The 24,778-nt window shown below is 71.5% G+C and carries 17 protein-coding genes and 1 pseudogene; 8 read left to right on the top strand and 10 right to left on the bottom strand.

Annotated features, from left to right (window positions below; all coding sequences use genetic code 11):
• Positions 1-91: 91 nt before the first annotated feature.
• On the bottom strand, positions 92-1,123 hold the full coding sequence (locus tag ACWGJY_RS12950) for a lytic polysaccharide monooxygenase (protein ID WP_453260838.1): 1,032 nt from the start codon (positions 1,121-1,123) through the stop codon (positions 92-94).
• 380 nt (positions 1,124-1,503) lie between these two features.
• Positions 1,504-4,020 carry a SpoIIE family protein phosphatase gene (locus ACWGJY_RS12945; RefSeq protein WP_453260837.1) on the bottom strand — a complete coding sequence of 839 codons (2,517 nt, stop codon included), beginning with the start codon at positions 4,018-4,020 and terminating at the stop codon, positions 1,504-1,506.
• 195 nt (positions 4,021-4,215) lie between these two features.
• Here ACWGJY_RS12945 and ACWGJY_RS12940 point away from each other — a divergent pair.
• Positions 4,216-4,491, top strand: a pseudogene (locus tag ACWGJY_RS12940) (methyltransferase domain-containing protein); the annotation flags it as partial.
• 1,020 nt (positions 4,492-5,511) lie between these two features.
• Positions 5,512-7,701, top strand: coding sequence for an SdrD B-like domain-containing protein (locus ACWGJY_RS12935; RefSeq protein WP_453260836.1), 2,190 nt, complete (start codon positions 5,512-5,514; stop codon positions 7,699-7,701).
• 59 nt (positions 7,702-7,760) lie between these two features.
• On the opposite strand, the gene ACWGJY_RS12930 is transcribed toward ACWGJY_RS12935, so the two are convergent.
• A complete protein-coding gene (locus ACWGJY_RS12930) occupies positions 7,761-8,708 on the bottom strand; it encodes a Dyp-type peroxidase (RefSeq protein ID WP_453260835.1) in 948 nt (315 codons plus the stop codon).
• Between the two features lie 293 nt (positions 8,709-9,001).
• Between ACWGJY_RS12930 and ACWGJY_RS12925 the strand changes: the two genes are divergently transcribed.
• From ACWGJY_RS12925 to ACWGJY_RS12905, 5 genes are all read left to right on the top strand, one after another.
• Positions 9,002-10,345 (top strand): right-handed parallel beta-helix repeat-containing protein, encoded by a 1,344-nt coding sequence (locus ACWGJY_RS12925; RefSeq protein ID WP_453260834.1) that lies wholly within the window; start codon positions 9,002-9,004, stop codon positions 10,343-10,345.
• A complete protein-coding gene (locus tag ACWGJY_RS12920; RefSeq protein WP_453260833.1) occupies positions 10,342-11,085 on the top strand; it encodes a hypothetical protein in 744 nt (247 codons plus the stop codon). The genes ACWGJY_RS12925 and ACWGJY_RS12920 overlap by 4 nt, the downstream gene beginning before the upstream one ends.
• Positions 11,086-11,446: 361 nt before the next feature.
• Entirely contained in the window at positions 11,447-11,836 is a 390-nt protein-coding gene (locus tag ACWGJY_RS12915) for a GntR family transcriptional regulator (protein ID WP_453260832.1), read from the top strand.
• A gap of 35 nt (positions 11,837-11,871) precedes the next feature.
• Positions 11,872-12,648 carry a dimethylargininase gene (ddaH, locus tag ACWGJY_RS12910; protein WP_453260831.1) on the top strand — a complete coding sequence of 259 codons (777 nt, stop codon included), beginning with the start codon at positions 11,872-11,874 and terminating at the stop codon, positions 12,646-12,648.
• Between the two features lie 70 nt (positions 12,649-12,718).
• Positions 12,719-13,681, top strand: coding sequence for a pirin family protein (locus ACWGJY_RS12905; protein WP_453260830.1), 963 nt, complete (start codon positions 12,719-12,721; stop codon positions 13,679-13,681).
• Positions 13,682-13,756: 75 nt separating this feature from the next.
• On the opposite strand, the gene ACWGJY_RS12900 is transcribed toward ACWGJY_RS12905, so the two are convergent.
• The gene (locus tag ACWGJY_RS12900) at positions 13,757-14,053 is read right to left on the bottom strand and encodes a hypothetical protein (protein WP_453260829.1); all 297 of its coding nucleotides are present in this window, start codon (positions 14,051-14,053) and stop codon (positions 13,757-13,759) included.
• A gap of 200 nt (positions 14,054-14,253) precedes the next feature.
• Positions 14,254-15,366 carry a DUF5925 domain-containing protein gene (locus tag ACWGJY_RS12895; RefSeq protein ID WP_453260828.1) on the bottom strand — a complete coding sequence of 371 codons (1,113 nt, stop codon included), beginning with the start codon at positions 15,364-15,366 and terminating at the stop codon, positions 14,254-14,256.
• 127 nt (positions 15,367-15,493) lie between these two features.
• On the opposite strand from ACWGJY_RS12895, the gene ACWGJY_RS12890 reads away from it, so the two are divergent.
• On the top strand, positions 15,494-16,840 hold the full coding sequence (locus tag ACWGJY_RS12890; RefSeq protein ID WP_453260827.1) for a xylan 1,4-beta-xylosidase: 1,347 nt from the start codon (positions 15,494-15,496) through the stop codon (positions 16,838-16,840).
• Between the two features lie 90 nt (positions 16,841-16,930).
• Here the strand turns inward: ACWGJY_RS12890 and ACWGJY_RS12885 are convergent, their stop codons facing one another.
• The 5 genes from ACWGJY_RS12885 to ACWGJY_RS12865 all read right to left on the bottom strand — a co-directional run bounded on the left by ACWGJY_RS12885 (position 16,931) and on the right by ACWGJY_RS12865 (position 24,778).
• Positions 16,931-20,458, bottom strand: coding sequence for a lipopolysaccharide biosynthesis protein (locus ACWGJY_RS12885; protein WP_453260826.1), 3,528 nt, complete (start codon positions 20,456-20,458; stop codon positions 16,931-16,933).
• A gap of 45 nt (positions 20,459-20,503) precedes the next feature.
• The gene (locus tag ACWGJY_RS12880) at positions 20,504-21,307 is read right to left on the bottom strand and encodes a polysaccharide deacetylase family protein (RefSeq protein ID WP_453260825.1); all 804 of its coding nucleotides are present in this window, start codon (positions 21,305-21,307) and stop codon (positions 20,504-20,506) included.
• Complete coding sequence (locus ACWGJY_RS12875; RefSeq protein WP_453260824.1) at positions 21,304-22,395, bottom strand: glycosyltransferase family 2 protein; 1,092 nt, start codon at positions 22,393-22,395, stop codon at positions 21,304-21,306. The genes ACWGJY_RS12880 and ACWGJY_RS12875 overlap by 4 nt, the downstream gene beginning before the upstream one ends.
• A complete protein-coding gene (locus ACWGJY_RS12870; RefSeq protein ID WP_453260823.1) occupies positions 22,392-23,207 on the bottom strand; it encodes a glycosyltransferase family 2 protein in 816 nt (271 codons plus the stop codon). Before ACWGJY_RS12870 ends, ACWGJY_RS12875 begins: the two co-directional genes overlap by 4 nt.
• Positions 23,208-23,683: 476 nt before the next feature.
• Positions 23,684-24,778 (bottom strand): GNAT family N-acetyltransferase, encoded by a 1,095-nt coding sequence (locus ACWGJY_RS12865; protein WP_453260822.1) that lies wholly within the window; start codon positions 24,776-24,778, stop codon positions 23,684-23,686.

Here is a 24,778-nt window from a genome sequence, read left to right as displayed (position 1 = left end):
GCCCCCGGGAGGAAGGCCGGGGGCGGCGCCGCTGTCCGGACGGCCGGGGCGGAGGGCTCAGCCGAGGTGCCGGACGGCCGGGACGGAGGGCTCAGCCGTGGTGCCGGGCGGCCTTGCGGCGGGTGGTGGCGAACAGCACCGCGGTGCCCATGGCCAGGACGGCGGCGCCGCCGATGGCCAGCGGGGCGGTGGAGCTGTCACCACCGGTCTCCGCCAGCCGCTGCCCGCCGACCGGCGTGCCGCCGCCCTGAGCCCGGGGGGCGTTGCCCTGAGCCCGGGTGGCGTTGCCCTGGGGCTGTGAACTGCCGTCCGCCGCAGGGGAATCGGCGTCCGCCGCCGTCACCGCATCGGTGTGGGTGCCCGTCCCGCTCCCCTCGTGGCCCTGGTGGCTGCTCATGTCCATCGACGACCTGCCCGCGCCCGCCGCGACCTGGGTGGCGGTCGGCGCCGAGGCGGTGGGCGCCGGCTTCGCCGCGCTCCCGCCGCTGTCCTTCCCGAAGACGACGTCCGAGCAGGTGTAGAACGCCTCCGGGCTGTCCGACCGCTGCCAGATGCTGTAGATCAGCTGGCGCCCGGACCGCGCCGGCACCTTGCCGTCGAAGATGTACTCCCCGTTGGCCAGCTTCGGGTCGGTGACCTTCGCGAACGGCTTCGACTCCAGGTCGGACCACTTCAGCGGCCTGGCCGGGTCATAGCTGCTCTTGGTGAGGTACAGCTCGAAGGAACCCCTGTGGGGCGCGGTGGCCTTGTAGTGGAAGGTGTGGCTGCCGGCCTGCATCCTGGACGAGGGCCAGTCGGCGCGGGGCAGGTCCAGACCCTTGTACTCGGGGTTGTTGGCACTGCACAGCTTGCCGTCCGGAATGCGGGTCCTGGACCGGCCGCCCGCATTGCCGTCCCGTACGCCGTTCCAGTCGTAGAGCGCCTGGGTGCCGCCGGTCTGCACGGCCGCCTTGCACGCCGCGGACTTCGGGTTCTCCGGCCCCTCCGCGAAGCAGGCCGAGACCCGGCTGACCGGGTCCGTCATCGAACCGTGCGCGGCGGCCGGGCTCGCGGTGAGCACGGTGAGCACGAGCGGGCCGATCCCGGCCAGCGCGATCCCGGTGGCCTTACGACGAGCGGTCATCGTGGGGGTCTCCTTCATCAGTTGCATCGAGCGGGGCACCAGGCAGCACAGAGGTGGGGGGTCGGATCGCAGACCGCGGCGCCGTCCCCCGGTGAGCGGCGCCGACGGCCCGCAGCGCCGCCTGACGAAAACCACGCTAGCCCCGCTGAACAGCGAATTCGCCGCCCGAAGACCGTCCCTGAGGATCTTTATGGTCGGCTTAAGGAGCCGCTAAGCGGGGGCACAGGCCGACGGGGAGAAAACGGGCATCGGGGCCGGGGCCGCCCCGGCGCCGGTCCATGACCGCCCCGGCCGGCCCGCCGGGAACTGCCGCCCGGTCGCCGGGAACTGCCGCCCGGGGCGGCCGGGAACTGCCGCCCGGCAACCCCCGACGACCGCCCTCAACGCCCCTGTGCCCCCGTGAAGTCAGCCTGGTCGTCGAGGTCTTCGAGGAGGGTGTCGAGGTCGGTCGGCGGGGCGGTCCCGGTGGCGGTGCCGAGGGGGAGTTCGGCCCAGATGATTTTTCCCTGGGCGGTGTAGCGGGTGCCCCACCGCTGGGCGTACCGGGCGATGAGGAACAGGCCGCGGCCTCCCTCGTCGGTGGTCCGCGCATGGCGCAGGTGCGGTGAGGTGCTGCTGGCGTCCGACACCTCGCAGATCAGCTCCCGCGCCCGGATCATCCGCAGGCCGATCGGTCCGGAGGCGTGCCGGATGGCATTGGTGACCAGTTCGCTGACGATCAGTTCGGCGGAGAAGCCGAGCCCCTCCAGGCCCCACTCCCTCAGCTGTCCGGTGGCGGTCCGGCGGGCCTTCCCGACGGCGGACGGGTCGGCGGGGATCTCCCAAGTCGCCAGCTGCGTACGGGGCAGGGCCTGGGTGCGTGCCAGCAGCAGGGCCACATCGTCGACCGGTCGCCCGCCCGGCAGACCGCCGATCACCGTCTCGCAGAGGTCCTCCAGCGGGGCCCGCGGATCGGCCAGCGCATCACGCAGCCTGGTGATCCCCCTGTCGAGATCGAGGGTCTTCCCCAGCAGCAGCCCGTTGGTGTACAGGGCCAGCAAACTCCCTTCCGGCAAGGGCAGTTCGACGGATTCGAAGGGCATACCGCCCAGCCCCAGCGGCGGGCCGGTCGGCAGGTCCAGCAGCCGGCCGGCGCCCTCGGGAGTGACGAGCAGCGGTGCGGGGTGACCGGCACGGGCCAGGGTGCAGCAGCGGCTGACGGGGTCGTAGACCGCGTACAGACAGGTGGCGCCGATGACCCCGTCGTCGGCGTTCGTGTCATGGGCAACCCGGTTGAGCATGTCGTCCAGATGCGCCAGCACCTCTTCCGGGGACAGGTCCAGGTCGGCGAGCGCCTGTACCGCGGCGCGCAGCCGTCCCATCGTGGCCGCGGCGTGTACGCCGTGGCCGACCACATCGCCCACCACCAGCGCGACCCGCGCCCCGGACAGCGGGATCACATCGAACCAGTCGCCGCCGACCCCGCTGAGCGAGTCGGCCGGCAGATAGCGGTAGGCGGCCTCCACCGCGCACTGCTCGGGAAGATCGCGCGGCAGCAGGCTGTGCTGGAGGGTGAGGGCCGCGGTGTGCTCGCGGGTGTAGCGGCGGGCATTGTCGATGGAGATCGCGGCGCGGGTGACGAATTCCTCGGCGAGCACCAGGTCATCGGGCTGGAACGGTCCGGTGGGCCGCCGGCGGGCGAACGCGGCCGCCCCCAGGAAGACGCCCCGCGCCCGCAGCGGCACCACCATCAGCGAATGGAAGCCCAGCTCCCGCAGATGCGCCGCCCGGACGGGGGCATCGGCCGCCCGGTCACCGTCGGCGGGATCCAGGGTCTGCAGCAGGGTGGACTTGCCCTCGGTGAGGCTCCGCACGACGGGCGCCGACGGGGGATAGGCGGCCGGCTCCCCGACGGCGACCACCACCGCGGGGCGGCCCTCGGGGACGGACTGTGCCCCCGCCCGGCGCATGGTGAGCAGGTCCGCCGCATCGAGCGGGCCGGGCGCCGCGCCTTCCCCGGTGAGCAGCGCGTCGAGCAGATCGACGGTGACGAAGTCGGCGAGGTCGGGGACCGCCGCGTCGGCGAGCTCCTGCGCGGTCTGCCAGACGTCCAGCGAGCTGCCGATGCGCTCACCGGCCTTGTTCAGCAGCGCCATCCGCTGTCGGGCCCGGTAACTTTCCGTGACATCGAGGACCATGTAGCAGACGCCGAGCACCTGACCGGCTCCGTCCTCCAGACGGAAGAACGACGTGGAGTAGGCGTGCTCCCGCTGCGGATCGGACTGCGGGCGCCCCAGGTATTCGTAGCCGACCGAGGGGATGCCGGTGCTCAGCACGCGGCGCATCTCCGCCTCGATGGCCTCCACGGCCAGGCCCGGCTGGATCTCCCCCAGCCGCTTGCCGAGGCGCTGCTCGCGGCTGGTGCCGCCCATCTGCTCCAGGGCGTCGTTCAGCCAGACGAACTGCAGATCGGCGTTCACCATGGCCACACCGATCGGCGACATGCCGAGAATGCCCTCCAGGAACGACCGGCTCGCCCCTGACCAGGGCGTCTGTGTCATCTCAGCGGCGAGGACGAGGCGCGAGAAGCCCTTTCGGGCAGCCAGCACCGGCAGGACGCGGAACTCCAGGTCGAGCCGGTGCCCGTCCTTGTGCCGTACGGCTTCCAGCCCGCTCCAGCCGTCCGCCGACGCCAGCCGGGTCTCCCATCTGCTGTCCTGCTCCGCCCCGGCGCCCACCCCGGCGAAAAGGTCCGCCAGCCGCCTGCCGACGGCCTCGGACTCCGCATAGCCGAGAAGCCGCTCGGCGCCCTCGGTCCAGCCCTGCGCCACCCCTGCGCGATCGGCCATCACCACGGCCGTCCGCGTGAGGTCGAAGACCCCGTCTCCGGAGAGACGGCTGCTCTGGGAGGCACTCATCTGACCGGTCCAATGCCGGTCCCACCATGCGGCAGACGCTCTTTCCGTGGTGGCGCCGTCGCATCCGACCGGCCCCTACAACGGTACTCCCTCACCCTGTCGGGGCGCGCTTCCCGACGCCCGTCGCGGGCCGCCCGGCAGGCCCCGGCCACGCGCCCGCCCGCCGTTGTCAGTGGTCGCTGCCATCATCGGCACATGAGTACCCAGACGCCCTCCGACCCGGCTGCCCGGCCCTGTGCCGATCCTCCCAACCCCCCTGCCGACCAGGGGGAATCGGCCCTGCCGAGGGCCGACGCCGCCTACTGGGAAGCGGCCGCCGCCACCTTCGACGAGGAGCCCGACCACGGCCTGCGCGACCCCGCCGTCCGCTCCGCCTGGGCCGCCCGGCTGCGTGCCTGGCTCCCGTCCGGCCCCGCCACCGTCCTCGACCTGGGATGCGGCACGGGAAGCCTCGCCCTGCTCGCCGCCGAGCATCATGAGGCCCCAGAGTTCCTGGGTGATTCCTGTCGGGTCCTGCGAACGCAGACCCCGAACCCGGCAACCGCAGCAGATCGAGTGGTCAGAAAGGCGACGTGCGGAAGGGCTTGCGCTGCTGGAGCGGTTCATCCAGGTAGTGGCCGAGGCGGAACTCCTGGCGTTCGCCCGGCATTCCGAGGGGGACGACACCCACGCCTGGTGCCTCACATTGCCTGGAGAGGCGGGGGAAGCGTCCTGGGGCGGCTGCAAGGGCGCATTGGCGTAGTGAGCGTGCTCGGTAGGGAATTGAGCCACTTGGAGGAAGGTGCGCCTGGACTGGTTGCGGTCGGTTTCTGATGGTAACCCGAAGCGAGTCCATGGCTGGATCAGGAGGGGCGCGCACGGGCACCTCGGGAGGTCCGTGCGGCGCGTTCCGGCGTGGTAGAGGCATCGCCGCGTGTGCCAGGGGCCGCCGTGCTGCTGGGGCCTATGGCGTCAAGGTCACACTTCAGGCCACGAAGCAGGTTTCCGGAAGCGTCATTCTGCTCGTCGAGGTGGTTCGAGTTCGCACGGCCGGGCCTTCGCCGGGGCGATCTGAAATGGCCGGATATGCAACGGCGGGTTGCGCTGCTCCGGCGCCCCCGCCAATCTGTTGCCATGCCAGGAACAGGGCGTAATCACGGGGTTACCGGCGAATCCTATTTCGCTGCGGTCAACATACCGTAAGTGCCTCGTCCGTTGCTTTATGGACGGCGCGGGGCTGGTGTATATCACGGCCACGGCCATGCTGAGCAGGTCGATCGGCCGGTGCGCCGAATACGGCGCCCTGGTTTTTTCTGACCGGTCGGAGTCTTCCCCGCGTGTAGTTTCCGCGCGACAGCACCCTTCCGCTCGAATTCATGAGCGGCCTCTCGTCCCGGGAAATGGGAAGACATCGTGCTCGGGCCACTCGTCACATACCGCCATATGTACATGGCGGCGTGTGGAATTCCGCAGCGAAGCCGCCCCATCCACCATTCGCGACAGGGGATTCTTTTGAGAAGAACGACGAAAGGCGCGTTGCGGGCCGGGTTCGGCCTGGGAGCCGCGCTGACCCTGCTGACCTCGATGGTGCCGACGCCGGCGGTTGCCGCCGCGCCCGGCACGCTGACGGTCAGCGTCATCCGCGACGTGGACGCCGACGGCAGGTACACGGCGGCCCGTGAACTAGGGGTGGCCGGGATCGAGGTCCGGGTCACCGATGCCGATGACAACAGCTTCATTGTCACCACCAACCCGGACGGCACCGTCGATGTGCCCACCGCGGGGACCACGGGAGAGTTGCGGCTGGAGCTGGTGACCAGCAGCCTTCCGGACTATCTTCAGCCTGCCTTCGGCGGCAGGGACCTCTCCTCCGCAGTCACCTACGTCAACGTGGCCGAGCATTCGCAGACGGTGCGGTTCGGGGTGTGGAACACGGCGGACTTCTGCCAGGTCAATGCCGACCTGACGACCTCCTGCCAGCAGGACATGCTCAAGCCCGACACCTCGCGCGGCCTGGTGACCTTCAAGAACAACTGGCGCGGCAACAGCAACGCCGGTGCGCCCCAGCCCACCGCCCTCAACACCAAGGGCGACACAGGCGCGACCTACGGCCTGGCCTACGACAAGAAGCAGCGGCGCATCTTCCAGGGCGCCTATGCCAAGCGCGCCACCACCTATGGGCCGGACGGGCAGGGTGCGATCTATGTAACGCCGCGCGGCGGCGGTGCCACCACCACGTTCGCCACCCTGACTGCCGGCAGCACCCCGCACAACACCAGCACCGCCCGCTACGACGGCGACTTCATCAAGGCCGTCGGCAAGGAGGGCCTCGGAGACATCGACCTCTCCGAGAAGGGCGACGAGCTGTACGTCGTCAACATGTACGACCGCAAGCTCTACACCTTCGATGCGACCCAGGCGACCGCGAACGCGCCGACGTCGAGCATCAACATCCCCAACCCGGGCTGCAACGGCCCTGCCGACTGGCGGCCGATGGGCCTCGGGGTGCGCGACGGTGTCGTGTACGTCGGCGGGGTGTGCTCCGCGCAGTCCACCCAGAACGCCGGTGACCTGCGGGCTGTGGTGTGGACGTACGACCCCGGCAGTCAGACGTTCTCCACCGCGCCGGTGCTGGACGAGCAGCTCGACAAGGCGCGCGGTGACCTGACCCCGGGCATCTCCGCCAAGTGGACGCCCTGGACGTTGGACGACCCGAACCAGTACCCGGCGTCCGTCAACGGCACCCCCGCCCGCCCGCAGCCGATGCTCAGCGACATCGCCATCGAGGCCAACGGCGACCTGGCACTGGGCTTCCGCGACCGTCAGGGCGACCTGGGCGGCTACCAAATGATCAACCCCAACCCGGCGCACCCCACCCTGGACACCACTGCCTCGGCGGGTGACATCACCAAGGTGTGCCGCACCGCCGCGGGCACGTTCGTCTGGGAGGGCACCGGCGGCTGCCCGACCAACCCGGGCGACGGCGCCGACGAGTTCTACCACGGCGACAACTGGTCCGGCCACGGCGAACGGGCACAGGGTGCGCTGGCCCTCTCCCTGCATGACGGCAAGATCGCCAGTACGTACATGGACCCCGCGCACGCGATCAATTCCGGAGGGGTGAACTGGCACGACCGCACCAGCGGCGCCGCCGACCAAAAAGGCTACGGCATCCAGTACCTCACTGCTCTGGACAGCGGCAACTTCGCCAAGGCCAACGGCTTGGGCGACCTGGAGTACCTGTGCGACGAGCCGCCGATCCAGATCGGCAACCGCGTCTGGTACGACCCGCAGCCCGGCACCCAGAACCCCGACGAATGGGCCGGGATCCCCGGCGTCACCGTCACCCTCCTGGACGAGAACGGCAACACACTCGCCACGACCACTACCAGCGCCAAGGGCGAGTACTACTTCAGCTCGCTCGACGTGCCCGCGCTGACCGAGCACGGCAAGTACAAGCTGCGGTTCGACAAAAGCACCGCGAACCTGACCAACGTGCCCATCGGACGGCCCAACCCGCAGATCAGCAGGCTGCGCTGGACCAACCCGTACGAGGACGACCCCGGCGGGAACTCGTCGATCGACTCCAAGGTGGAGTTCAACAGGAACTCCGACACCACCGCGGAGACCCAGGTGTTCCAGGTCGGTGACTGGGGTTCGGTCAAGCACAACCTCGACGCGGGTATGTACTACGCCCGCTGAGCAAGAGCACCTGTTCCGCAGCGGTGCGCCCTCCCTCCAGGGGGCGCACCGCCGACGTCTCACCCGGCCAACAGGCCCGCCCCCAAGGTGCGTTCGGTATCGAAGCCCGGCAGGACCAGGAAGGTGCCAGAGGCCGTGGCCGCGGTGAACGCCATCAAGTCATCGCCCTCGTCGAGCCGCTGCTGGGTGGCGACGAACGTACGGAGTTCGCGTTGGAAGCTGATGAAGACCAGACCGGCGTCGTCCGGCCCGTTGCGGTAGCTGTAGCCGCGGCGCAGCATCAGTCCGCTGCCGGAGGTGAGCGGGTTGGCGCGGCGGGCGTGTGCCATGGGCGGTACCCGATAGCGGCCGTCGGGAGTCTTGGCGCCCAGGTCCACCTCGGCCTCGGGACCGCCTCCGCTCAGCGGCGCCCCGTCGGAGCGCCGCCGGCCGATGATCTCCTCCTGACGGTGTACGGGCTGGGCCAGGAAGCGGTCGGTGGCGATGCGCAGTCGGCGCACCACGGCGATCGTGCCACCGGCCACCGGCCCCGGGCCGTCGAGCCACACCTCACGCCGCATTTGCTCCGGCCCCTTGGGTACGATGATCCCGTCGGGAAAGCCGAGGAGATTGCGCCCGGCGTGCGGCCCCGCCGGGGGCCTAAATCCCTGCTGCGACCAGCGCACGCGCGCCCCCGCGTCGGTCAGCGCCGCAGTGCAGGCCGCCTCCGCGCAGCTGACCACCAGGGGGTCGGAGCCGCAGATCTGCAGCAGAACGTCGCCGTCGCGGGCCGCCTCGGGGATCTTCTCGCGGGCGAAGACGGGCAGCCGGGCGGCGCCGGGCAGTTTGCGACCCGCGCCGGAGACGAGGCGGGGCCCGATGCCGACCGTCACGGTCGTATCGCCCGGGGCCAGCCCGGCCATACGGGGATGACTGCCCCTGGCCACCCGCTGCACGGAACGGCCCAGGTCTGCGATCACCTTGGCCACTTCGCCGCCCCCTTGTGCCGGGGCGAGGTCGAGCACCACGAGACCGAGGTGTTCCTGTGGCGTGCCGGGTCTGTCAACTCCCGCTTGTGTGAATCCTGTTGGACTCACAGACGACAGTGGGTGGGGAGCGTCGTCGGTGGACTTCCGTTCAGGGTGCGGGCCCTGGGCCTGGCAGGCCGCCAGGGAGGATGCCACGGCCAGCGCACCCCCCATGAGCAGTCCCCTACGCGGTACGCCACGTAACTGATCCATTACTCCATCTTGTCAGTGTTGAGGAGTAGTTGTCATCAAATCTCCCTCACTGCCATCTCAGAAACCGTCGAAGGTGAACCGTGTTCCGAGGCCGTATCGCCCTGTTCATCTGCCTGATCGGCATGCTTCTCGCGGCGGTGGGTTGTGCACCGTCCGACGAGGAGGACGACGCAGCCAAGGCCCGTACGCCACAGACCATCCGGGTGCCGCAGGACGCCCCTACGATCAGCACGGCCGTCGGACGCGCCCGGCCCGGCGACCTGGTCCTGGTCTCGCCCGGCGTCTACCACGAGACCGTACGGATCCCCGTCGACCGCGTCGTGCTGCGCGGCACCGACCGCAACCGCGTGATCATCGACGGGCAGGGCAGGCGGCACAACGGCGTCGTCGTGACCGGCTCCGGCGTGGCGGTGGAGAACCTCACCGTCCGCGACCACCTGCTCAACGGCGTGCTGGTGACCGGCATGGCGTCCCAGGACGGCCAGGGCCTGGCCCGCGGCAGCAATGGCTATGAGCGCCTGGACCCGGCGAAGTTCCCGCCGCTGCAAGGCTTCCGGGTCAGCTATGTGACCTCCGCCCGCAACGGCCTCTACGGCATCTACGCCTTCAACGCTCAGAGCGGGCGGCTGGACCACAACCACACCTCCGGCGGCGCCGATTCAGGTCTGTACGTCGGCCAGTGCAAGCCGTGCAATGTCGTGGTGAGCGACAACGTCGCCGAGTACAACGCCGTCGGCTATGAGGGCACCAACGCCAGCGAGAAGATGTGGGTACTGCGCAACCGCCTCACCCACAACCGTGTCGGAATGACGGTCAATTCTGACTATCTGGAGGCATTCGTCCCGCAGCACAGTGCCGTTGTGGCGGGCAATCTCGTCACCGACAATGCCGAGCCGAAGTCACCCCAGCAGGCCGACGGGGGCTTCGGCATCGGAATCGGCCTCGCGGGAGGCCAGCGCAACACCGTGCACAACAACCGGATCGAGGGGAACCCGCGCGCCGGACTCGTCCTCATGTCCGCCGAAGACGTCCCGCCCACCGGCAACGCGATCAGCTCGAACACCTTCAGCCGCAACGGAGTCGACGCAGTGTACGCGGCCAGTGACCGCGCCCCCGGCAAGGGCAACTGCCTCACGGACAACGCCCTGTCCACCACGGCCCCCAAGACCCTGGCCGCCCAGCCGCAGTGCTCCGCCGACGCCGACGGTCCGGTGATGACGTCCGCGGCACCGCCCACGCAGCCTGCCGCACCTGCTGGGATCCCCTTCCGTACGGTGCCCGAGCCCCCGGAGCAGCCGCAGATGCCCGGCGGCGCCACCGCCCCCGTACACCCTGCCACCGGACTGCCCGGTTCCGTCGACGCGGACCGCGTCCCGCTGCCGGGCCGCGATCTGCTCGCCGCCCACAGCCGGAGCGGCTCGTGATGCGCCGCCGTGCCCTGCTCGCCGCGGGCGCGGCCGGACTCGCCCTGGTCCTGACCGGATGCGGCGGAGACGACGGCCGGGGCAAGCGGGCGGCAGCGGGGCCTCGACCGCTCACCACATCCGAGGCCGAGCTGATGTCCACCGTACGATTCCTCAACTACCAGCGCGTACGCGGCCAGATCCACGCCACCGTCCCCGCCGCCGGACGCACCCTGAGAATCACCGGCCGCGTCGACTGGACCACACACACCGGCTACGCCCAGGTACTTGTCCCCGGACAGCCGCAGAACATCCTCGTGCGGTGGGACCTCCGTACTGCCTACGTCCACCCCGACAGCACCGGCCGACTGCCCGCCACGCCACCACGCTCCGGCTGGCAGCACCGACCCCTGGATCCCCGCGCCAACCCCGTCGACGCCGTGCTCCTGCTGGCCCTCTCCCTGGGCACGGACCGCCCCGAGAACGCCCAACTGCTGCGCCAGGGAGGGGCGAGCTGGTTGCGCAGCGAGCGACTGAACGGCACCCCCGTCACCGTCATCGCCGGCCCCAAGCCCCCCGACTCCGGCGACACCGCCCCGCCTGCACCGGGCACCGCCAGTGGCTCCGCTGAACGCCGCACCCGCTACTGGATCGATGCCGACGGGCGCTTGCACCGCTTCGCCGCCCTGGTCGCCGGCGGCAAGTGGGCCACCCTCGACTTTCCGCATGGTGAGGCCGCGCCGATCCCCACTGTCCGCTGAGGCGGCCCTTCCGCACACACAACAGCCCGCCTTTGTTCGTTGCTGTCGCCGCAGGTCCACCGTCGCCCTGTCCGGTGAATCGGCCCCTGGATCGCGGCCGGCCGCTCCGGCCGCTCCGGCCGGTTCGCCGGCGGCGACGCCACCCGCGAGGCGCCGCTCGACAACGGCCTGCTCGGCACGCTCGACCCGTGACATCCCCCGAGGGGCGACACCTCCCGGCACGCCGGGCGCTCCTGACGCACAATGGATGCGACAAAACCGCGCACCGACGGGTACGCACGTCACGCATCCCCGGGCTCGACCTCCGGGATACCGGCGCCGCGCATCCGCCCGCACCGCCACCAGCACCAGGAGCGCCACCGTGTCCCCGCAGTCCTTGACCCTCACCATCGATCCGGCGGCAGCCGCCGCACCGTTCGAGCAGGTACGCACCCAGATCGCGGACCAGGCCAGGGACGGCGGCCTGCCGGTCGGCTACAAACTCCCCACCGTCCGCGGCCTGGCCGAGGACCTCGGCCTGGCCGCCAACACCGTCGCCAAGGCCTACCGCGCCCTGGAGACCGACGGCGTGATCGAGACCCGCGGCCGCAACGGCAGCTTCATCGCGGCGGCCGGCGACGCCGCGGACAAGGAAGCCGCCGCGGCCGCCGAGAGCTACGCCCGCCGCGCCCGGCGCCTCGGCCTGGACCACCGTGCCGCCCTCGCCGCCGTCGAGGACGCACTGCGCGCCACCTACCGTAGCGACGCCTGACCGCAGCCACCGCGCTGCCGCCCGAAAGGATCCACATGACCGGCAAGCAGGCGCTCGTCCGCCGTCCCGGCCCCCGCCTCGTCGAGGGCCTGGTCACCCACATCGAACGGCGCCCGGTCGACCCCGTACGCGCGCTGCGCCAGTGGGAGGCCTACGTCCAGGTGCTGCGCGACCACGGCTGGCACACCACCGAGGTCGACCCCGCGGACGACTGCCCCGATGCGGTCTTCATCGAGGACGCCATGGTCGTGTTCCGCAATGTCGCGCTGCTCGCCCGCCCCGGTGCCGGACCCCGCAGAGCCGAGGTGCCTGCCGCCCGCGCGGCCGTGGAGGCGCTCGGCTGCTCGGTCAACGAGATCCGGGCGCCCGGCACACTGGACGGCGGCGACGTCCTGAAGATCGGCGACACCCTCTACGTCGGCCGCGGCGGCCGCACCAACGCCGACGGCGTACGCCAACTCCGCGCCGTTTTCGAGCCGTTGGGGGCCCGCGTGGTCGCCGTACCGGTGAGCCGGGTACTGCATCTCAAGTCGGCGGTGACCGCGCTCCCGGACGGCACCGTCATCGGGCATCCGCCCCTGGTCGACGACCCGGCCGCGTACCCCCGCTTCCTGCCCGTCCCCGAGGAGTCCGGCGCACATGTCGTGCTGCTCGGCGGCGGCAAGCTGCTGATGGCCGCCTCCGCGCCCAGGAGCGCGGAGCTCTTCGCCGACCTGGGGTATCAGCCCGTCGGCGTGGACATCAGCGAGTTCGAGAAGCTGGAAGGCTGCGTGACCTGCCTGTCCGTACGGCTGCGCGAGCTGTATGCATGACCGGGCATCACTCCCCGGAGCTTCGTGTGCCTGACCGGACCGCACCCCCGGCCGTGCCTATCGTGGCGCCATGAGCAACCTCGAACTCAGACCCGCGCCCAATCCCTGCGGCGGCAACGGCCGTACGGGCCCGGTCCGCGATGTCCAGCCCGGCAAGCAGGTACCCCTCGGCGAGAGCACCGTCGTCCGCAGACTGCTGCCGAACCTCGGCCGGCGGATGGTCGGCGCCTGGTGCTTCGTCGACCACTACGGCCCCGACGACATCGTCGGCGATCCCGGGATGCAGGTGCCCCCGCACCCGCACATGGGCCTGCAGACCGTCAGCTGGCTGCGCGAGGGCGAGGTGCTGCACCGCGACAGCCTCGGCAGCCTGCAGACCGTACGGCCGCGGGAGCTGGGCCTGATGACCTCGGGCCGGGCCATCGCCCACTCCGAGGAGTCGCCGCTCGGCCACGGCCCGCTCCTGCACGGTGCCCAGCTGTGGGTGGCGCTTCCCGCCGAACACCGCGACAGGGCCCCGGCCTTCGAGCACCACACCGAGCTGCCGGTGATCACCGGCGGCCGGGGACTGTCCGCCACCGTCATCCTCGGCGAACTGGCCGGTGCCACCTCGCCCGGCACCACCTGCTCCCCGCTGGCCGGCGCCGACCTCACCCTCGCCGCCGGCACGGACGCCCGGCTGCCGGTCGACCCCGACTTCGAGTACGCGGCCCTGGCCATCTCCGGCGAGAGCGAGGTCGACGGGGTGCGCCTGGCCCCCGGCGCGCTCCTCTACCTCGGCTGCGGACGCAGCGAACTGCCCCTGCGTGCCGACTCCGACAGCAGCCTGATGCTGCTCGGCGGCGAGCCGTTCGAGGAGAAGATCCTCATGTGGTGGAACTTCGTGGGGCGGTCGCAGGAGGAGATCGAGGAGGCGCGCAAGGAGTGGATGGAAGGCTCCCGCTTCGGCACCGTCCACGGCTACGAGGGCGCCCGGCTCGCCGCGCCCGAACTGCCGCCGGTGGCCATGAAGCCGCGAGGAAGGGCGGGGTGACCTGCGGGAAACCAGGGGAGCCGGGGCTCCCCGTTCGTTCCGGGGCGGCGCGGTGTGGTCACCTGTGCGGCTTGTTCACAGGTCTGGATGGTCGGGTACGGGTGAGGCGGCGATGGCGTCGTCGAGGATCTGCTCCCGCCCCTCGATGACCAGCCTGTTGAGTGCGGTGGCCAGGGGGAGGATCTCTCCGGGCCGGTCCGGGGTGGCGAGCCGGTGGGACGTCTCGTCGAGGAAGGTCATCGCCTTCCGCATGAGGCCGTGCGCCTCGGGAGTGGTGGGAAGCGCGTCAGCTCGGATCAGATTGAGCATCGTCTCCAGCGCCTCGGCCAGCTCGCGGACCGTTGCGCGCATCTCGGTTTCATCGGCATCCATGCCGCATACGATCGCGGATCGGGTGGGGATACGCCATGCCGCCGGTCCCGGCCAAAGGACAGCCGCTGCCGCACCGCGGTTCGGTGGTACGGCAGCGGTACGGCCCCCCTGGAGGCGCCACACGGCTCCCGCCGGCCCGCCCGCCGTCGCCCGCGGCCAGGAGCGGTCAGGGAAGAGGAGCGGTCAGAGATCAGGGGCGGTCAGAGATACAGCCCCGCATCCGCCCCCGAGTCCTGGGCCGGGACCGACGCGGGACGGGTGCCACGGCGCAGCGCGTACAGTTCGGCGAGCGAGGCGCCCTCGCGTCCGATGCCCTGCTCGGTGCCGAGCCAGTGCACGGCCTCCGCGCGGCTCAGTGGGCCGACCTCGATACGGGCCAGACAGCGCCCGGGGCGGACCACCGCCGGATGCATCCGCTCCAGATCCTCGTTGGTGGTCACGCCGACCAGGACGTTACGGCCCTGGCCCAGCAGCCCGTCCGTCAGATTGAGCAGCCGCGACAGCGCCTGGCCCGCGGCGTGCCGGGCCTCGCCGCGGATCAGTTCGTCGCAGTCCTCCAGGAGCAGCAGCCGCCAGCGGCCCTTGCCGGTGCCGTCCTCCTCGCCGATCGCGATGTCCATCAGATAGCCGACGTCGTTGAACAGCCGCTCCGGGTCCAGGACGCAGTCCACCTGGCACCAGTCGCGCCAGGAGCGGGCGAGCGTACGCAGCGCGGAGGTCTTGCCCGTACCGGGCGGGCCGTGCAGCAACAGCAGCCGGCCGGCGATCTCGTCGGGCGCCACCTTCATCAGCCGGTCCATCGCCTCGGCCACCGGCGCGGTGTAGTTGGGCCGGATCTCCTCCCAGGTGCCGGCCGAGATCTGCCGCGACGTGCGGTGCGGTCCGCGGCGCGGGGAGAAGTACCAAAAGCCCATCGGGACGTTCTCCGGCTGCGGCTCGGGTTCGTCCTGCGCCCCGTCCGCGGACTGCCCCAGCACCTTCTCGGCGAGCTCGTCGGTGACGGCGGTGACCGTCACGTCGGCGCCGCGGTTCCAGCGGGAGACCAGCAGGGTGAAACCGTCGCCCTCGGCGAGCGTGGCGCTGCGGTCCTCGTCCTTCGCCGAGCGCAGGATCCGGGCGCCCGGCGGCAGCAGCGTCAGCCCCGGCTTCACCCGGTCCACGGAGCGGCTGCGGGCGTACGGCTGCTCTCCCTTGGCGAACCGGCCCAGGAAGAGCGCATCGACGACGTCGGAGGGCGAATCGCTGTCATCCATGGTCAGCCGGAGCGGAAGGGACTCCTCGGCGGCGGACGGCTGGACGTGATCGGCACACATGCCGACATGATCTGTCACGGCGGCCCGTTGCGTACACGGATTATCCCGGCGTTTTCCCTGCACCAGAACAGAACTGTTACGCAGAAACTCGGGCGTAGTGCTCGGTTCGCTGGCTAATCTGCCCATTGTGCGACGTCATGGTGGGGAACGTCAGGGTCGGGGCCTCGCGATCGCGGCCGGGGTGGGGGTGCTGGCGGTACTGCTGGTCATCTGCGCCATTCCGGGGGACGAGGGCGGGGATGCGAAGCGGCCCGCGCGGCCGGGTGCCGCGGGACCCGCCGTGGGCTGGGGGTTCACCCACACCCAGTTCAGCGCGGACCAGGGCACCGGACCGTCCACCGCGCGGGCCGCCCGGCTGCTGGCCGCCCACCCGATGCCGCAGAACCAGCACCTGATGGGCTGGGGCGCGGACAACCCCGAACCGAGTCCGGGCCGCTATGACTTCGCCGACCTGGACCGCCGGCTGGCACTCGTCCGGCAGACCGGCGGCACCCCCGTCCTGACCCTGTGCTGCTCACCGGACTGGATGAAGGGCGGCAAGGCCGGCCGCACCGACTGGAACACGCTGGAAAAGGCGCCCGACCCGGCGCACTACGCGGATTTCGCGGCGCTCGCCGGAAAAGTCGCCCAGCGCTTTCCGGAGGTCCGGCACTTCGTCGTCTGGAATGAATTCAAGGGATTCTTCGACGACGCCAAGGGCCGCTGGAATTACGAGGGATACACCCGGCTGTACAACCTCGTCTACCGCGCGCTGAAGAAGGTGAACAGCGCCAATCAGGTGGGCGGTCCCTATCTGGTGATGGACAGCTACGTCCCGGGCGACGACACCTACGCCTCCGGTCTCAAGGGCCCCTGGGGGAGCATCGACCGCCGCACCCTCGATGCCTTCGCGTACTGGAACCGGCACAAGGCGGGCGCGGATTTCCTGGTCGTCGACGGTTCCAGCTACAGCAAGGACGACCGGTACGCCCCGGACCCGTTCGCCGCCACCCAGAAGTTCGCCGATGTGGGGCGGTGGCTGCGCAAGGAGACCGGGCTGCCGCTGTGGTGGGCGGAGTGGTATGTGGAGGTCGCGGACGCGAAGGACGACCGGTCCGGCTGGAGCGAACGCCGGCGCACCGCCACCCAGGCCGCCGCCCTGATCGAGATGGCGGCCGGCGGCGCCACCAGCGGGTTCTACTGGAACCCGGAGAACGAGGGGGCGGACTGCCCCGGATGCCTGTGGACCAGCACCGAACTCGACGACGGGGGACGGCGGCTGCCCATGCTGGACCTGCTGTCCCGCTTCTCCGCCGCCTTTCCCCCCGGGGACCGGCCGCAGGACCTCGGCACCGGTGGGACGAAGATCCGCGGCCTGGCCGATGACCGGACGGCGCTGCTGGTCAACACCGGGGACCGCCGCGCCACGGCGAAAGTGGACGGCAAGGACGTCACCCTCGACGGATACGAGGTGCGGTGGACCGGCCGCGGCTGAAAGGTGCGTGCCCGCCTGAGCTGTCCGCCTGAACTGCCTGCCTCAGCCGCCCGCCCGAGCTGCCCGCCTGAGCCGCCCGTCGGCCGTCCCTTACGACATCGTCATGAACCGCTGTACCAGGGCCGCCAAAAACACCAGCAGCAGCGGTAGCGAGAACCAGAACATCCCCTGGATCCAGTGCAGTTGGCGCACACTCGGCGCGACCGCGACCCGGAGCACCTCGCGCGCCGCCAGCACCACGATCAGCGCCGACGCCGCCAGCGCACCGAGCACCGACCACGCGGTCCAGGTCACCTGCGGACCGGGCCGGCCGGGCCGGGGCTGCGGTACGGTGCCCGCCGGCCGCCGCGTCAGCTCGTACACCGCCGCATGCCGGTTGGCGAGCACCCGCCGCAGTTCGGGGCGCCGGTCCAGGGCCGTACGCAGCCGTCCCTCCCAGTCCTTGCGGTATCCGGCGTCCAGCCGCAGCGACTCCGACTGGCCGTGGTTGACGATGAGATACGACTGCGGCCCCGCGTCGCGCAGGGCGGTGACGACCGGATCGACCCGGTCCGGATCGCGGGGCGCGAGGGCCGGTTCGTACTGCACCCGTTCCATGTCCCTGGCGCCCCAGGGCATCGCCGGGGTGACGCTGTTGACGGGGTCGCTGCTCAGCCACAGCAGCCGTACCGTCGGCCGGTCGTGCGCATAGATGTAGTCCATCGCCGCGACCTCGCCCGGTCTGATCCGCTCGAACGGCTCGTTGCCCCAGCGGGCGACGAGGAAGCCGACGGCGAGGATCAGGCCGGTCAGCAGCGCGGCGAGCGGGCCGAGGCCGCGCCGGGTGCCCGAACCGCGCGGGAACAGCGCCAGTGCCGCCAGCACGGCGGCGCCGGGCAGCGCGAACAGAAAGACCCGCAGCGCCATTTCGCCGCCGTAGGACTGCATGCCGAACGCCAGGAAGGGGACGAAGGCCAGCACCGGCAGCGCGCGCTCCGTGAAGCCGGCCGCCCGCCGCCGCAGCACGCCCCAGCAGGCCAGTGCCAGCACCCCGCCCGCCAGCGCGACCCGGGTGTAGAGCACCAGCTTGTGCGTGGGGTCGCCGTCGCCGCCGATCCGGTCCGTGACGGACGAGGAGACATTGCCGCCGATACCGCCGAGCCCGCCGAACAGTTCGTCGAAGTGGCCCGACCAGTAGGGCTCGGCGAGGAACCCCACCCAGGCCACGACCAGCACGCCGAGCAGCAGCGGCAGACCGTACAGGCGGCAGCGGCGGGTGAGCACCAGAACGGTCAGCACCCCGAGCATCACGAACGGGGTGAGCTGATGGCCCGCCACCGACGCCGCGAACAGCACGACCAGCACGCCGAGCAGCACCACCAGCTGACCGCGGCCGGCCGGCCGCACCTCCGCCTCGCCCGGCCGGCGGCGGACCCACACCGGCCGTGGTTCGCGGAACCAGACCAGCAGGATCGCCACGAACGCGAGATAGAGGAGATAGGTGAACCCCTGCGGGGAGAAGTAGTCCTGGCCGACCCAGCCGCACAGCGCGAACAGCCAGGCCGCGCACCACTTCGCCCGCCAGCTCGCCCGTACCGCCGCGAGCAGGAGGAACAGCGGGGCCAGCGAGAGAAGCTGTACGGCCGTCGGCCACCAGCGCAGCACCTCGGTGAAGTCGGTGACCCCGCAGGCCCCGGCCACGAACTGCACTCCGGCGAAGAAACCGGGCCAGCTCCAGCGGGCGTCCAGGTCCGGTACCGCGGAGCCGGTTCTGCCGAGGTGGTCCAGAAAACCCAGATGCTGCCAGGCCGTCGGGAAGCGCGGCTCGGTCTCCAGTACGGCCGGCAGCGCATGCAGGGCCACCACCGTCAGCAGCAGCACGGCGGTGAGCAGCACCGGCCGCGGCCGGGAGAGCCACAGCGCCGCGCCGAACGCCGCCACCAGCAGGACGACCCCGGCGAGTGTCGCCGCGGGCAGCACCGAGATCAGTCCGAGCCCGTTCATCCGGTCCAGGGCGGTGTCGCCCATCCCGCGCAGCGGCAGCCAGAACAGGGCGAGCGCGGTGACCAGCAGCGCCCAGACGGCGAGGCCGGGGCGGCTGCGCAGACGGGCGAAGCGCGGCGATCCGCGGCGCAGCGGAGCCGGGGGCACGGCTGCGGCGGCCGGTTCGCGCTCCGCCTCGTGTGCCCGCACCGCATCCCCCAGGTCATCGTGGACGGCCGGATCCGCCGGATCCCCGGCGGGCGCGAACCTGCCCGCCGGTGTCCGGGGGACCGGCGCGGGCACCGTCGCGCGCAGCACCCGGCCCAGGCGCACGCTCGCGATCGCGACGATCACCGCAAGGCTGGAGATCTCGGCGACGCCGGCTCCGGTCAGCCCCATCCGCGGCAGCAGCACCAGTGTCAGTCCGAGCACCAGCACACACAACAGGCCCTGCAGTCCCGCCAGTCCGGACGTACGGCTCTGGGCACGCAGCACCGCGAAGTGCACCTCCATCACGACCCGCAGCACGGCCCCCACCGCGAACCAGCGCAGCAGCGGCGTCGCCGCCTGCGCGTATCCCGGACCGAAGATCCCCAGGAGGTAGGGCGCACCGACGAACAGGACGAGACAGACCGGGAGCATGATGCGGGCCATCCGCCGCAGCGCGGCCCGGGTGTGGCGGGCCAGCTGCGCCGGATCGTGCGCTCCCTCGACGGTCAGTGCGGCGCCCATGTTGAGGGCGAGCAGATTGACCGTTCCGCCGATGGTGGCGGTGAGGTAGAAGTACGCATTGTCCGCCGCGCTGACCTGCGAGGCGACCAGTACCGGTACGAAGTAGACCACGGCGAGCGAGAACAGCGACCCGGTGGAGTCACCGGCCAGGAAGCGGCCCATCTCCTGGAGCGACGGCAGCCGGGCACTGCGCTGCGTGGCCCGCACATGCCGCGGCACCAGCCGCCGGAACACCAGCCAGCCCAGCGGAATCACCGATACCGCGATCGCCGCCGCCCAGGAGACGAAGACCCCGGCGGTGGGGACCGCGGCGGCGAGGACCACCAGCAGCCCCAGCTTCACCGCGGAGAAGGCGAGATTGCCCGCCGGCACCCACAGCGCACTGCGCAGCCCGGTCAGCACCCCGTCCTGAAGCGTGAGCAACGACCAGCCGACCACGGCCAGCAGGAAGCCCAGGCCGTGCAGCGCGCCGTGCAAAAAGCGGTAGGAGGGTCCCCAGAGGTCGAGGGTGAGCAGAAAGACGGCCGCGGCGACGGCCACCACGGCCGAACTGCCCGCGTAGGTCCGCAGTACCAGCCGGCCGGTGCTCCGCCCGGCGACCGGGATGAACCGGGCCAGCGCACCGGTCAGCGTCACCGCGGTCAGTCCGGCCAGCAGTTTCATCGCGGCAATGGCCGCGGAGCCCTGGCCGACCGCGGACTCCGTGTAATAGCGGGCCGCGACCAGCCAGAATCCCAGGCCGAGGAGCCCGGAGACGCCGGTGTTGAGCATCAGCGCATAGGCGTTGCGGAACAGCGGACTGCCGCCGCCCCGCCCGGGGAGACGCAGCGTGCCGCCGCCCCGCCCCGGGCTGCGCAGCGCGCCGCCGCCTCCCCGTGGCTCCGGTTCCGTGTCCTCCTCGGCCCTGGTGGTGGTGTCAGACACCGGCTCGGTTGCCCCTTCTTCCGCCGCGGGCGTGCCGCGGTGCGCTCAACGGCCCGGTGTGCACAGCCGGACCGCCTGCCGCGATCTGCGGACCACCGCGTACCCCTTGGTCAGCACCCGGTCCCGGGCGAAGGCGCGGACCAGGCCGCGGCCCTCGACGATCCGGGCGAACTCCTCGATGCCGGTACGGCGCCGCACCGTCAGCCGCGCCAGCGCACAGGGCCCCTGGTGGCGGGCCGCCGGCGTATTGCCCACCGCGAGCGCCTGCCGGAAGCCCAGACCGCGCACCGTGCGCCGTACCCGCCGGCTGGAGTGGCCGTAGGGGTAGGCGAACGACTCCGGCGGCGTTCCGACCTGCTCGGTGACGATCTCCCTGCAGCGCAGCACCTCGTGCCGCAGCCGCGCGTCCGCGAGGTCGTCCAGCGGCGGATGGCTGTGGCTGTGCCCGCCGATCTCCACGCCGGCCGCGGCCAGTTCCCGTACCTGGTCCCAGTCGAGCATGGTGTCCAGGGCGCCCCCGGTGTCGTACGGGCCGCGCAGCCATCCGGTCGACACGAAGAGGGTGGCCGGGAAGCCGTGCCGGGCGAGTGCGGGCAGCGCATGCCGGTACACGCCTTCGTAGCCGTCGTCGAAGGTGATCAGCACCGGCTTGGCCGGCAGCGGTCCGCCGCCCCGCCAGGCCGCCGCCAGCGCGGCGGTGGTCAGCGGGGTGAAGCCGCCGTCGGCCAGCACCGCGAGCTGCGCGGCGAAGGCCTCGGGCGGCACGGACAACTCCCGTACGGCGGGCGCGGGGGCCGCGGTCACCGCGTGGTACATCAAAATCGGCACCACCGGCGGCCGTGCGCTCATGCCACCGCTCCCTCGTGCGCCGGGACCGTCCCGACGGCCTCACTGCCCGTGGGGTTCCCCACCGCCGTGTCCACCACGGGCGTTCGCTTCCCGCGGGCGCGTACGGTGCCCCACACATAGCCGCCCGTCGCGGCCGCCACCCCGGCGACGATCGCGCCCGCCCGGCCGGCGCCGCCCGGCCGTCGCAGCAGCGCATCCCGCACCCCGCGCAGCACCCCCACGGGCAGCACCCGCGTCGTGTGGCGCCGCTCGGTCGCCAGCCCGTCCCGCGCGCCGACGCTACGGGCCACCAGCGCCTTGGACAGGCCCTCGGCATACGCCCGGCTGCGGAAGTAGCCGAAGCGCTGCCGCTCGGCAGGGACCCGGTGGTGGATCACCGACCGGTCGTCGATCAGCAGCACCGCGTCCGGCAGGGAGCGGGTGATCCGGATGCACAGCTCGGTCTCCTCGCAGCCCAGCGGCCGGCGGCCGGCGTCCCGGCCGATGCCGACGGCGAACCCGCCGACGAGGTCGAACGCCACCTTGCGGAAGGACGCATTGCCGCCCAGGACATTGCGCACCCGCACCGTGCCGGCCGGCAGACCGCGGTACGTGCAGCCCACCACCCAGTCGAACTCCTCGGGGAACCACACCGGCCGGCGGCCGGACGCCCAGACCGGCTCGGTGCGCCCGCCGACCGCCATCACCGACGGGTCCGCATAGGCCGCGGCGAAGTGGCGCAGCCAGTCGCGCTCGGCCACCGCATCGTCGTCCAGAAAGGCGACGATCTCGCCGTCGGCCGCCGCGATACCGGTGTTTCGGCCCGCGGACAGTCCGCGGGGCCCCGAATTGGCCATGATCGTCGGGGGAGTTGCGGGAGCACGGGGAGCGATTGCGCCCGCGCGAGCGCCCCTGAAGTGCTCCCTGAGCCGGGCCAGCAGCGCGGGGTGGTGGTCCACGACCAGCAGCAGTTCATGGGCGGGATGGGACTGGTCGCCCACCGAGGCCACCGCGGCGAGGATGTCGTCCCATCGGTCCTCGGTGTGGACACAGATCACGACGGAGATCCGCGCCGCCGGGCCGGCGACAACGGGTCCCGCCGCGCTCACCGGGCGTTCCCGGTGATCAGCGCGGGCCGGGCGGCCCGGTTCTTTCTGGAGCCCCGCTCGCGCAGGATCACCTTCAGCACCCGCAGCCCGTCCCGGACCGCCCGCAGATTGCTGACCCCGTGGATGCGGAGGTACTCGTGGCTGGGGATCTCCTGCACCCGCAGCCCGGCCTTGACCACCCGGATGTTCATCAGCGTCTCGACCTCGAACCCGGCGCAGTCCAGGGCTATCCGGTCCAGGCAGTGCCGCCAGAAGGCGTTGTACCCGTAGCACAGGTCGGTATAGCGGGCGCCGAACTTGGTGTTGACGACGGCGGTCAGTACGCGGTTGCCGAGCTTGCGGACGGGCGTCATGTCATCCGTGCCGCCGCCGTTGGCGAACCGGGAGCCCTTGGCGAAGTCGGCCCCGGACACCAGTGCCGAGACATAGCGGAGGATCTCGCCGCCGTCGGCCGATCCGTCCGCGTCGATCATCACGATGATCTCGCCGGTGCAGGCCGCGAAACCGCTGATCAGCGCATCGCCCTTGCCCTTGCCGCGCTGCGGTACGACCGTGACGCCGGGCCAGAGGTCGCGGGCGACCCGGACCGTGTCATCGGTGGAATTCCCGTCGACCAGGATCACTTCATGGATCCAGTCCGGCAGGGTCTCGAAGACATACGGGAGATTTTCCGCTTCATTCATCGCCGGGATGACGACACTGACCGGTGGAGCGATGGCCAGGTGTGAGGAAACGGGACGGTAGACGGCCTGGTCCGGCAGCAGCGTCAGCGGCGGTTCTTCCGCGTCGGCCGGGCGAAGGAACGAGCTCATCGGGTTTCTTGCCCTCTCGTCCGGTGGACCGCCCACCCCCGGGCGGTCCGTGTGGTTATCCGGGTCGAAAGGGGGGTTCACACCCCGGCCGGCACGGCAGGGATCACCGTCCGGACAGGGCGAGCTGGCATGCGTGTTCCGGCTGCGCGGCTCGTGCTCCGGTCATCGGCAAGCAGAGATCAGCAAGCGAGGACCAAGCGCACGGGACCCCCCCACCGCGCACCGCACCGGCCGCTTCACCGTGTCGCGTGGGCTCTCCCCAAGAGCCGTCTTGCGATGATCGGCCGGTGCGGGTGGATGTGCGTCGGTATTGATGTCTGGGACTGTAGGGCACGACCTTCCGCGCCAAATACCCTTTGCGGCAACGGACCGGAGCACTCGGGGGCACGCCCGTATGAATGCACCGGCGCACGCCCCGTTGCGCCGTCTTGGATGCGCAGAAAGGCCGGGCGCCGGTGGCTGGTACCGGTGATGTGTCATCGCCCCGGCCGGATCCGGCCGACCTGCTTGAGCAGGCGGTCGGCGGACGCGAACAGCTCCGGCCGGGCCAGCACCGCATTGCGCAGCGCACGCACCGGCGCGCGCCGCGCACGATGCCCCAGCGCCACCGGATGCCGCCGCATCACCCACCCTTCGGACACCACGAGTTCACGGGTCTTGAGGGAGTCCTTGTAGTCCTTCGCCCCGCGCCCCAGGTCCAGATACCCCATGGATTCCGCGGCCGCCGCCTGCGCCATCCGCAGATGCAGCACCAGCCCGGGGGAGAACTTCGCGAACTGCGGGTCGTAGGCGGGGAACCAGCAGGCGAGCACGGACGTGGAACGCAGCCCGAAGTGCGCCGCGACCGGCCGCTCGCCGGCGTACAGCACCGACAGCAGCCCCGCGAAGGAAGCGGTACGGCTGTGGAACAGCTGCTGGACGAGCCGGACGATCCAGGGGTGCGCAAAGCGGTCGCTGCGCCCCGTCCTGCGGTACTGCGCGGACTTCCACCGCATCAGCGCCCGCAGCGCCTCGGGGTCGCGCTCGTCGTGGACGTAGCGCAGCGGTCCGACGTCCCGGCCGAGCTTGCGTTCCTTGGCGAGGGTGGTCCGGGTGAACTTCGGCGACTGCGCCCGCAGCCCCGTCAGATAGGCCTCGAAGCCCTGGTCCACATCGATGACGGGCGAGGCGTGGCCGCTGAACGAGGCCGCCTCGAAGGGGTGCTGGCAGGCCACCAGGTGATCGAACTCCAGCACCGACAGCCCGCAGGCCCCCAGCAGCTCCCGGGCGTCCCACCGGAACCCGGGCCGGTGCACCAGCCCCTGGGCGTCCGAGACGCCCAGGCCGATCGCCCGCCCGATACCGAGCGCCGAGCGCTGGAAGGGCAAAAACGCGGCCGCCCCGCCGTCCTGGTGGAGCACCGCGATCCGTACCCCGCTGCGGCAGCGGCCGACGGCCAGTGCGAACTCGGGGGAGAGGAAAGGGTTCGCCAGCTGGGGCGCTCCCAGGGACCCCGCCCGGGACTGCAGGGCGGTCCAGGCACTCCGGTCGGCCCCGGTCAGTTCGCCGGGGCGGTACACCGCGACGTCCAT

This window comes from Streptomyces sp. NPDC054765 (genome assembly GCF_053612065.1).
This window is presented reverse-complemented; position numbering and strand designations above follow the sequence as displayed.

Coding starts and splice junctions, on each gene's coding strand:
- ddaH (WP_453260831.1), top strand. CDS start 11,872: ATGACCGGCAAGCAGGCGCTCGTCCGCCGTCCCGGCCCCCGCCTCGTC.
- ACWGJY_RS12895 (WP_453260828.1), bottom strand. CDS start 15,366: ATGTGTGCCGATCACGTCCAGCCGTCCGCCGCCGAGGAGTCCCTTCCG.
- ACWGJY_RS12865 (WP_453260822.1), bottom strand. CDS start 24,778: ATGGACGTCGCGGTGTACCGCCCCGGCGAACTGACCGGGGCCGACCGG.
- ACWGJY_RS12870 (WP_453260823.1), bottom strand. CDS start 23,207: ATGAGCTCGTTCCTTCGCCCGGCCGACGCGGAAGAACCGCCGCTGACG.
- ACWGJY_RS12900 (WP_453260829.1), bottom strand. CDS start 14,053: ATGGATGCCGATGAAACCGAGATGCGCGCAACGGTCCGCGAGCTGGCC.
- ACWGJY_RS12880 (WP_453260825.1), bottom strand. CDS start 21,307: ATGAGCGCACGGCCGCCGGTGGTGCCGATTTTGATGTACCACGCGGTG.
- ACWGJY_RS12945 (WP_453260837.1), bottom strand. CDS start 4,020: ATGAGTGCCTCCCAGAGCAGCCGTCTCTCCGGAGACGGGGTCTTCGAC.
- ACWGJY_RS12950 (WP_453260838.1), bottom strand. CDS start 1,123: ATGACCGCTCGTCGTAAGGCCACCGGGATCGCGCTGGCCGGGATCGGC.
- ACWGJY_RS12905 (WP_453260830.1), top strand. CDS start 12,719: ATGAGCAACCTCGAACTCAGACCCGCGCCCAATCCCTGCGGCGGCAAC.